6 protein-coding genes and 1 pseudogene are annotated in these 8,781 nt (G+C 60.1%); 4 read left to right on the forward strand and 3 right to left on the reverse strand.

Features of this window, described 5'->3' with window-relative positions; translation table 11 throughout:
• From OQK_RS15500 to OQK_RS15510, 3 genes are all read left to right on the forward strand, one after another.
• Positions 1–593, forward strand: a 593-nt coding sequence (locus OQK_RS15500) for a paraquat-inducible protein A (protein ID WP_016773185.1), incomplete at its 5' end; no start/stop codon positions are given.
• Positions 580–1,203: a paraquat-inducible protein A gene (locus OQK_RS15505; protein WP_016773186.1), complete on the forward strand. Its 624-nt coding sequence runs from the start codon at positions 580–582 to the stop codon at positions 1,201–1,203. The genes OQK_RS15500 and OQK_RS15505, both read left to right, overlap by 14 nt.
• Positions 1,196–3,499: a PqiB family protein gene (locus OQK_RS15510; RefSeq protein WP_016773187.1), complete on the forward strand. Its 2,304-nt coding sequence runs from the start codon at positions 1,196–1,198 to the stop codon at positions 3,497–3,499. Before OQK_RS15505 ends, OQK_RS15510 begins: the two co-directional genes overlap by 8 nt.
• Positions 3,500–3,689: 190 nt before the next feature.
• On the opposite strand, the gene mksF is transcribed toward OQK_RS15510, so the two are convergent.
• From mksF to mksB, 3 genes are read right to left on the reverse strand one after another with little or no spacing between them, the layout of a single operon-like run.
• Complete coding sequence (gene mksF, locus OQK_RS15515; protein ID WP_016773188.1) at positions 3,690–6,530, reverse strand: Mks condensin complex protein MksF; 2,841 nt, start codon at positions 6,528–6,530, stop codon at positions 3,690–3,692.
• Positions 6,527–7,228, reverse strand: coding sequence for an Mks condensin complex protein MksE (gene mksE, locus OQK_RS15520; RefSeq protein WP_016773189.1), 702 nt, complete (start codon positions 7,226–7,228; stop codon positions 6,527–6,529). The genes mksF and mksE overlap by 4 nt, the downstream gene beginning before the upstream one ends.
• The gene (gene mksB / locus OQK_RS15525) at positions 7,218–8,498 is read right to left on the reverse strand and encodes an Mks condensin complex protein MksB (protein WP_160768349.1); all 1,281 of its coding nucleotides are present in this window, start codon (positions 8,496–8,498) and stop codon (positions 7,218–7,220) included. Before mksB ends, mksE begins: the two co-directional genes overlap by 11 nt.
• 203 nt (positions 8,499–8,701) lie before the next feature.
• On the opposite strand from mksB, the pseudogene OQK_RS31330 reads away from it, so the two are divergent.
• Positions 8,702–8,781 (forward strand): annotated as a pseudogene (locus OQK_RS31330) (energy transducer TonB); the annotation flags it as partial.

The raw sequence follows: 8,781 nt of genomic DNA on the forward strand, positions 1-8,781 counted from the left end.
AATGCGACCTGCTGATGCGCAAGCCGACACTTGCCCATGGTGAGAAAGCGCTCTGCCCGCGTTGTGGTTATGAGTTGTACGCCCATCGCCATAACGTGGTGCAGCGCAGCCTCGCCCTGGTAATCGCCGCGTTATTACTTTACGTACCGGCAAACTTTTTACCCATCATGCAACTCAATATCCTCGGGCAATCTTCGCAGGATACGGTCTGGAGCGGCGTGGTCGGTCTATTCAGCACCGATATGCAAGGAGTGTCGATTGTCGTCTTCCTTTGCAGCATGGCCATACCGTTACTCAAGTTGTTGTGCCAGCTGTTTGTCCTACTGACGATCCGCTTCAATGTCGGCCGTAGTTATGGCTTGTTGCTCTATCGTATTTACCACCACCTCAGAGACTGGGGCATGCTCGAGGTCTACCTCATGGGCGTCCTCGTCGCGATCGTGAAGCTGGCGGATATGGCAGCAATCACCGTCGGCCTCGGGCTGGCATGTTTCATTGGCTTGTTGTTGGTACAAGTCTGGCTGGAGGTGGTGATGTCACCGCATCAGATCTGGCAGGCATTATCAGGAGAGGATGCCCATGCGGGCGATTGATGCGGGCATTCTGGTGTGCACCGAATGCCACGAACTGAACAAGCAGGAAGCTGACGTCGATGAGCAAAGCTGTACCCGCTGCGGCGCGCAGGTTCACGCTCGCCGCCCCAACAGCCTGACCCGTACCTGGGCGCTGTTGATCACGGCAGCCATTATCTATATTCCGGCCAACGTCTTGCCGATCATGACGGTCAGCTCCCTGGGCCAGGGTGAGCCGAGCACCATCATGTCCGGCGTGATTGAACTGGTGCAGCACGGCATGATTCCGATCGCAAGCGTGGTGTTCATCGCCAGTATTCTGGTGCCCACGTTCAAACTGGTCGGCATCGCGTTGTTGCTGTTTTCCGTGCAGCGCCGGCAGCCATTGTCGGCCCGTCAGCGCATCTGGATGTACCGATTCATCGAGTTCATTGGCCGCTGGTCGATGCTCGATATTTTCGTGATCGCCATTCTCGTGGCGGTCGTCAACTTCGGCCGTATAGCCAGTGTCGAAGCCAATCTGGGCGCCGTCGCCTTCGCCACCGTGGTGATTCTGACGATGCTCGCCGCAGTTACTTTCGATCCCCGACTGATTTGGGATAACACGGAGTCGGACGACGACCATGACTGATTTGCCTGTAGCGAAAACCCGACCGGCTTCGAACTGGTCGGCCATTTGGGTGCTGCCTCTGATCGCACTGATCATCGGCGGCTGGCTCGGCTGGCGTGCTTATTCCGAGACCGGTATCGAAATTCAGGTGCGCTTCGAAAGCGGCGAAGGCATCCAGGCCAACAAGACTGAAGTGGTCTACAAAGGCATGCCGGTCGGCAAGGTCAAGACGCTCAAGCTCGACGATGAAGGCAACTCCAAAGGGGTGATCGCCACCATCGAAATGAATAAGGACGTGGAACAGTACCTGAAGACCAGCACACGGTTCTGGCTGGTCAAACCGAGCGTGACCCTGGCCGGTATCACCGGTCTGGAGACATTGGTCTCGGGTAACTACGTCGCCATCAGTCCCGGTGAAGGCGAGCCCGTGCGCAAGTTCAAGGCGCTCGCCGAAGAACCGCCGCTGTCCGACGCCAAGCCCGGTCTGCACCTGACCATCAAGGCTGATCGCCTCGGTTCGCTGAATCGCGGCAGCCCGGTGTTCTACAAGCAGATCAAGGTCGGTCAGGTCAAAAGCTATGTGCTTTCCGAGGATCAAAGCACCGTTGAACTGAAGGTGTTCATTGAGCCGACCTACGCGAAACTGGTGCGCAAACACACACGTTTCTGGAACGCCAGCGGCATCAGCATCGACGCCAACCTGTCCGGTGTGAAAGTCCGTAGCGAGTCCTTGGCCAGCATCGTCGCTGGGGGCATCGCCTTCGCCACGCCGGAGAATCGCAAGGACAGCCCAGCGACCGATCCGAGCCTGCCGTTCCGTCTCTATGAAGACTTCGACGCTGCCGCTGCCGGCATTCGCGTGAAGGTCAAACTCAGCGATTTCGAGGGCCTGCAGGCCGGTCGCACACCGGTGATGTACAAAGGCATTCAGGTCGGCAACCTGAAAGCGCTCAAAGTCGATCCGGACCTGAACAGTGCAACAGCCGAGCTGACGCTTGATCCGTTGGCCGAAGACTATCTGGTTGAGGGCACGCAGTTCTGGGTGGTCAAACCGTCGATATCCCTTGCCGGTATTACCGGCCTGGAAGCGCTGGTGAAAGGTAACTACATCGCCGTGCGTCCGGGCGACAAAGGCGCTGCGCCGAAACGCGAATTCGAAGCGCGACCGAAAGCACCGCCGCTGGATCTGCGTTCGCCGGGCCTGCATCTGGTGTTGTTTACCGATTCGCTGGGTTCGATCGATGTCGGCAGTCCGATTCTGTACAAGCAGGTCAAGGTCGGTTCGGTGCAGAGCTACCAGTTCTCCCGAACCAAGAAGCAGCTGGTCATCGGCGTGCACATCGAGAAGGAATACGAAAACCTGGTCAACGCCTCGACGCGTTTCTGGAATGTCAGCGGCATTACCCTCACCGGTGGCTTGACCGGCGGCATTCAGGTCAAGAGTGAATCCCTGCAAACCCTGATGGCCGGCGGTATCGCGTTCGAAACGCCGCAAGCCAATGCGCCGTTGAAGAAACGCATACCGCGCTTCCGTCTGTTCGCCGACCACGATGAGGCAAACAAGAAAGGCGCGGTAGTGACGATCAAGGTTGATCGCGCTGACGGCTTGAGCAGCGGTACGCCGGTACGTTTCAAGGGGCTCGATGTCGGCAAGATTGAAAGCGTCGATCTGACCGATGACATGCAGTCGGTAATCCTCACCGCACGCATCACCGAAGTACCGGAAAAGATCGCCCGGGTCGGCAGTCAGTTCTGGGTGGTCAAGCCGGAGCTGGGCCTGATCAAGACGCAGAATCTGGAAACGCTGGTCACCGGTAAATACATCGAAGTCCAGCCGGCGGCGAAGAATCTCGGCCCGCAGAAGAACTTCGTTGCCTTGGCCGAGGCGCCGGAAGTCACCAAGCAAGAAGCGGGTCTGAGTCTGGTGTTGAGCGCCGCACGTCGTGGTTCGCTTAAGCCTGGCGTACCAGTGACCTACCGTGAGATCACCGTCGGAAAGGTGACCGGTTATGAATTGGGCCAGACAGCTGACCGTGTGTTGGTGCACATCCTGATCGAGCCGAAGTACGCGCCACTGGTGCGTAGCGGCAGCCGCTTCTGGAACACCAGCGGCGTGGGCTTCGATTATGGGTTGTTCAAGGGCGTGACGGTGCGCACCGAGTCGCTGGAGACACTGATTCAGGGCGGGATTGCCTTCGCCACACCGGATGGCGAGCGCATGGGCAATCCGGCGCGGGCCGAGCAGACGTTCCCGTTGTTCGACAAGTTCGAGGATGAATGGCTGACCTGGGCGCCGAAGATTCAGCTCGGTAAGTAACCTGAAGTTTATGGGGCGTCTATCAAGACGCCTTCGCGAGCAAGCTCGCTCCCACATTTTGTATGCGTTTCTATGTGGGAGCGAGCTTGCTCGCGAAGAGGCCCTCTGATTCAACCCAAATCCCAGGCGATAAAAAAGGGCCGCGATCCCATCAGATCGCGGCCCTTTTTTTGCCTTCAGCTAAAGCCGATCAAACCGCATCCAGCTCCGGCTCATCGGCCTGCACATTCAGCGTGGCCTTGACCACATCATGGCGACGGATGTACTTCCAGTCCGCCTCATCAATGTAGATGCCTGCCGGGCCGCTGCCGCCTTCCAGATCGATCGCGACACTGGCGCAGACCTGCGGCTTCACACTCGCCAGAATCGGCACGAAGCCCAGTTGCAGACTGGTTTCCAGCAGCGCCGCCTGGTTCTTCTCGTCGATGTCCGCCGCCTCGTCGAGGTAGTACGGCAGACGCACGCGGCCGGCCAGGTCGCGATCCATCAAGTGCAGCAACAAGTACATGTTGGTCAGCGCCTTGATGGTCATGGTCGTGCCGTTTGAGGCCGCGCCGTCGATGTCGGTGTGGATCACCGGTTGGCCGTTGACCTTGGTGATCTCGAAAGCCAGTTCGAACAAATCCTTGAGGCCGAGTTGGTTGTGGTTCGCCGCCACCAGCCGCGCGAGGTATTCCTTGGCCTCTTCGTTCTTGTTGTCCTGCTCGGCGCTCTGGCTGAGGTCAAACACCGACAGTGTTTCGCCTTCCTCATACTGGCCGGCGCTGTGGATGATCTGGTCGATGTGCTTGAGCGCTTCCTTGTTCGGCGCGAGGACGATGCGGAAGCTCTGCAGGTTGGAAACCTGACGCTTGTTGATCTCGCGGTTGAACAGCGCCAGTTGATGCTCGAGGCTGTCGTAATCGCTGCGGATGTTGCGCAGGGTGCGGGCGATATCGGTGACCGCCGCGCGCCGCGCCTTGCCCAAGGTCAGCGCTTCATCGGTGCGGTGTGCGTAAGCGTTGATCAGCAGCGACAGACGCCGCTCCATGTCGTCTTCGCTGTCGAACTTGGCCACGCCTTTGAGACGGACTTGCGCATACAGCGCCTCAATCTGCCCATCGGCACGCAGCAGACCCTGCCAGCTGTCCTGATAGTCGTTGAGCAGCGGCAGCAGGTTGTCCATCGAATCATCGACCGGATCCATGAACGGCGTTCCGAACGGCAGGTCCGCTGGCAGCAACTGACGACGACGCAAGGCATCGTCGAGGGTGCGTTGCTTGGCTTCCATGTCGGCGATCTGCCGGCCGACCAGTTGCAGCTTGGCCGACAGTTGCTGGACGCGCTCGGTGAAGGCATCGCTGGAGCGCTTGAGTTCGTCCTGCGCGGCTTCCATCTGCGCCAGTTGTTCGAGTTTGTCGTTTTCTTCGGCGCTCAGGGTCTGGGTGCGACGGAAATCTTCCAGCGCCTTCTGCGCGTCCAGCACCTGCTGATAGAGCGCCTCGGTCTGGGTCTTGCTCGCGGCGCGGTCGGCGGCCACGGCTTGCTGGGTTTTCAGTTGCTTGAGCTCTTTTTCCAGACGCTCCTTCTGATCGCGCAACGCGGCGCGGTCAGCCAGAGCCTGCAAGGCAGGCGGCTCAATGTGCGAGATGTCGATCGACAGGCCCGGCACTTCGAAGCGCTCGCCCTTGAAGCCATCAAGAATCAGCTCGACCGATTTGACCCACTCGCCATTCTCGTCGAGGGTGATGCCGTGTTCGCCCAGCGGCAGGCTGAACAGCGCGCTGTTGAACAGGCGCATCAGGCGTTCGACGTCCTGTTGCGAGAACTCTTCGCGCAGGCGGGCGTAGCTGTTGTTGTCGGCGTGATCGAGTTGTTGCTTCACCGACTTCAGGCGTTTTTCCAGATCGCGCAGACGCTCTTCGAGATCTTCGGCGCTGAACTGACGCGACTGCGCCAGGGCACCTGCCAGTTCATCGTGAGCATCCTTGGCGGCGAGCAATTGTTGCTCGAGCACTTTGACGTCATCGACCAGGGCGAAGCGGTTCTTCAGCACCGACAGCTCACCGAGCCAGCGCTGAATGCCGGAAATTTCCCGCTCCAGACGCATCAGTTCCTGAGTACCACCGCGTTGATCGTTCTGCAGATCGTCCTGCTCGCGACGGTAGTGCTCGGCCTGGATGGTCAGCTCTTCCTTGCGCGCCGTGGCGTAGTCCGACCAGGTGCCGAGCAGGGAATCGAGCAGCGGCGACAGGCGATGCAGTTTGCCGCGCAGCACATCGCGCTGCTTCACGCCGTTGGCCAGCGCTTCAACCAATGGGCCAGCGGCGACCAGCGAGTTGTAGTCCTGCTCCATGCGCCGCACATCGCGGAAAGCTTCTTCGCACGCGGCGATGTAATCGACGCTGCCGGAACGCAGGCTGTGCTCGAAAGCATCGAGGAACAGTTGCTTGAGCTTGGCCGCGGTGATTTCGCGCATGTGCAGCAGGTTGATGAACAATGCGCGAAATGTCTTCAGGCTCTGCTCGCTGGTGGAGCGCAGCGGGATCAGCGTCAAGTCGAGCGGGATCGACGTATGGCCGCCAACCAGCAAGCGGCGCAGTTCATCCGGCTTGAGTTCGTAGGCTTTCAGGCCTTCTTTTTCGAGATTGCTGAACAGTTCTTTCTGACGCAGGCAGGTGTCGTTTTTCTGGTAATGCGCCAGATCGAGCTTGCCGGCGTAGGCGAAGAACTGGTGCCCGAAACCGCCGCCCGGGCCGCGACCGACCACGCCGATTACGTGGGGGCCATGGGGCAGATTGACTTCGACGAGGATGTAACTGGTGTCGGAGGCGAAGTAGAAGCGCCGCGATTGTTCCAGGCTGTACTTGCCGAAACTCATGTCCGACATGCGCGCCAGAATCGGAAACTGCAAGGCGTTGATCGACGCTGATTTACCGAGGTTGTTCGCGCCGTAAACCGACAACGGTTCTTCCAGCGGGAACAGACCGAGGCTGTAACCGGCGGTGTTCAAAAGGGCAAAGCGGCGGATGCCGTAGCGTTCCTGGCTCATGCATCGGACTCCTGTTCTTCGGCAATGGCGCGGGCCAGTGCGTCTTCTTCGCTTTCTTCTTCAAATTCGGAAAGATCGAGCGGATCGTCGGTTTCGAGGAATTTCGCTTCGGCTTCTTCGTCGATCAGCACCGGCGCCGGCAGCGGCAGAACGCTGTGGACGCTGGCTGCCAGGTCGCGGTCCTGTTGTACCGACAGGCACACGTCGAGGAAACGGTGCATCGGCGGCAGGAAGCGGTAGACGCCGTTTTCTTCGCCGGCAAAACCGAGCTGGGTCATGCGGCGCATGATCTTTTCTTCGAGTTCTTCGACGGTCTGCACTTCGGCCTGGATGAACAGGTCGCGGTACTTGTCCAGCAGCGACGGCAATTCTTCGCGGCCGAGGCTGCCGCCGTCGAGCACGGCGATCGGGTCGCGGCCCTGATCGGCCAGGTGCTCGACGAGGATGAAGGTGAACAGCGCCAGACGCTGGGCGGTCTTGTTCACCGCTGCGGCGGCCATGTCCGGCACGAAATAGTAGAAGCCACGGGTGTCGCAGACCAGTTCAAAGCCCAGCGCCTTGAACAGCGTGCGGTACTGGTCCTGGAAATTCGACAGTTGTGCGTACAGCTCAGGATCACGGCGGCTGACGTGGTAACCCTTGAACAACTCGCGGAAGATCGGCGCCAGTTGCGACAGTTCGGAAAGATCAAGATGCATTTGGGATGCTCGCAGAATCCTCGGCGGCGGTGTCGCTGGCCGAGAGCAGGGCGAAGGAGCGCAGGCTGACCTGGTGCTCGTGAGTGTGGTATTCGCGGCGTTCCAGACGCTCGCGCTTGAAGCGTTTTTCCCGCGACAGGCGCGAGAACCAGTAAAGCAACTCGTCGGTGGCGCCGTCCGGTTCCTGCTCCAGCAGCCAGGTCATCAGATCTGGCATCGGCAGCGATTCTTCGCAACGATCGACCATCTCGCGCACGGTGCGCGGTGCACGTGGCGCGTCGCCCGCCTTCTGGGTTTTGTGCGCCTTGGGGAAGCGCGCCGGTTTCGGCTCGAAACGCGCCAGGGCATACACGTAGGCTTCGACCTGACTGGCGCTGCCCAGGAAAGTGCTTTGCGGGCGGGTGAACAGTGGCATCGCCGCTTGCGGCACGGCGTCGATGCCTTTACGCCGGATCGCCGCCAGCGCCAGTGCGGCGCCACGGGTCACGGCGTTGTGCCGACGCGCTTCTTCACGCAACGGCAGCAGCAGTTCGCGGGCATGACGCAGGGTCAGTTGCGCGCTGGTCTGCATTTCGAGGATGCGCGCGTGGGTGCGCAGGAGCATGTCGTCATCGACCAGATGGCCGAGGCGCTGCTGTTCGCTGAGCATCTTCAGCAGCACCGTTTCGACCTTGCGCACGCCTTGTTCGAAGGCGCCGTCGGCGTTGACCAGATCGATCATCGGCTCGACGTATTCGTCCCACGTCGCCAGTACTTCGGCGTAACGCTGACGCAGCGGAATCTGCCGGTCGCTGGTCTTCGCCCGTTCGGCGACTGCCACCAGGGCCTGTTCATCGTTGTCGAGTTTCTTCAGTACGTCGCGCACGCGCATGTCGAGCAAGCGCAGCTGGCGCGCCAGATCGTTGCCGTCACGAACGTCGAAAGCGTCCTGGATGTAACCGGCCAGACGCTCCAGGTGACGCAAATAGGCTTCGATTTCCAGGCACAGACCGAGGCGGTGTTCGCGGCGCAGGTAGGCGAGGAAGTCGTGGATCTGCGCGTTGAGCTCGAAACGGTTCGGGCTTTTCGCCACCGGAACCAGAATATCGAGGCGAATCCACACGTCGAGCAGGCTGGTGATGTCCTGCGGCGTGCTGTCGAGTTGTTGGGCGGCCAGTTGCGTGCGCAGTTCGTTGAGGCTCAGGGTGCCTTGGTCGAAGTGCTCGCACAGTGGCTCCAGAAGTGCCCAGTGTTCAGCGAGGGCGCGCAAGACGCGCTTGGGTTCGATCATCGGAATGGCCGGCTGGTTGGCGATTAAAAGCGGCGATTGTACTGCATCACAGGCGCGGCGATTCACTCTCGGGACAGGCTGTCGCATTCTTTGCCCAAAGGGCAGCGGCGCAGCGCAGCGCGGGGTATCGATCAACAGCGAGCGATCTTGTGCGAAGGGCGGTAGAATCAGCGCACTTTCCGTTATCCACAAGTGGCCGACCTTTGCTTATCGAGTCCCGCCGCCGCGCCTATTTGAACGCCATGCAGGTGGTCAACTGGCTGCAGCGCACCGAACTGCCTTT

Origin of the sequence: Pseudomonas sp. R62, from assembly GCF_000257605.1 — a bacterium.
GTDB lineage: Bacteria > Pseudomonadota > Gammaproteobacteria > Pseudomonadales > Pseudomonadaceae > Aquipseudomonas > Aquipseudomonas atacamensis.

What these genes read in the sequence shown, in the direction of transcription:
- OQK_RS15505 (WP_016773186.1), top strand. Translation starts at nt 580, where the DNA reads ATGCGGGCGATTGATGCGGGCATTCTGGTGTGCACCGAATGCCACGAA.
- OQK_RS15510 (WP_016773187.1), top strand. Translation starts at nt 1,196, where the DNA reads ATGACTGATTTGCCTGTAGCGAAAACCCGACCGGCTTCGAACTGGTCG.
- mksF (WP_016773188.1), bottom strand. Translation starts at nt 6,530, where the DNA reads ATGAGCCAGGAACGCTACGGCATCCGCCGCTTTGCCCTTTTGAACACC.
- mksE (WP_016773189.1), bottom strand. Translation starts at nt 7,228, where the DNA reads ATGCATCTTGATCTTTCCGAACTGTCGCAACTGGCGCCGATCTTCCGC.
- mksB (WP_160768349.1), bottom strand. Translation starts at nt 8,498, where the DNA reads ATGATCGAACCCAAGCGCGTCTTGCGCGCCCTCGCTGAACACTGGGCA.